Here is an 854-nt window from a genome sequence, read left to right on the forward strand (position 1 = left end):
ACCGGCGCCTCGCGCCACGGCGGCTACGGCACGTTCGGCTGGCTGCGCCGGCGCATCGTGCCCATCGGCAGCTTCATCGTGGTGACCGAGCCGCTGGGCGCGGCGCGCGCGCAGGCCCTGCTGGCCGAGCGGCGCACCTACGTCACCATCGCCAACATCCACCACTACTTCCGCCTCACGGCCGATCACCGGCTGGTGTTCGGCGGCCGGGCGCGCTTTGCCATCTCCAGCCCGCAGCAGGACGCCGCCAGCGGCGAGATCCTGCGCGCCGGCCTGGCGGAAACCTTCCCGCAACTGGGCCGCGTGCGCATCGACCACTGCTGGGGCGGCCTGGTGGACATGACGCAGGACCGCCTGCCGCACGCCGGCGAGCGCGACGGCCTGTTCTATTCCATGGGCTACAGCGGCCACGGCACGCAGATGTCGGTGCACATGGGCGAGCGCATGGCCGCCGTGATGGCCGGCGATGCTGAGGCCAATCCCTGGCGCGGCCGCGGCTGGCCCGCCGTGCCCGGCCACTTCGGCCCGCCGTGGTTCCTGCCGGCGGTGGGGCTGTACTACCGCCTGAAGGACCGGCTGGCCTGACGTCCCTGCGGGCGCCCGCCACCTTCCCTTGATTCGCACCATTCCAAGATCCCCGTTCACCCCCCCACTGCCACCCGTCACAGGAGCATCACCATGAGCGACAGCCGCACCCCGTTCGACACCCTCGTCGGTCCCCAAGAAAGCCTTCGCGTGATGGACTCGCTGCGGCGGGGCGCCACGCGCCGCGACGTGCTCGCCATGCTGGTGGCGGGCGGCATGCAGGCCACGCTGGCCGGTGGCCTGGCGGGCATGGCGGTCACCGCGCATGC

General features: G+C 72.6%; 1 protein-coding gene and 1 pseudogene. Both read left to right on the plus strand.

Going from position 1 to position 854, the window contains the following annotated elements; translation table 11 throughout:
* A partial coding sequence (locus AC27IQ_RS25965; protein WP_487091359.1) for an NAD(P)/FAD-dependent oxidoreductase occupies nucleotides 1–585 on the plus strand: 585 nt, incomplete at its 5' end.
* Between the two features lie 93 nt (nucleotides 586–678).
* Nucleotides 679–854, plus strand: a pseudogene (locus AC27IQ_RS25970) (ABC transporter substrate-binding protein); the annotation flags it as partial.

This window comes from Acidovorax sp. KPB24-07 (assembly GCF_057543315.1).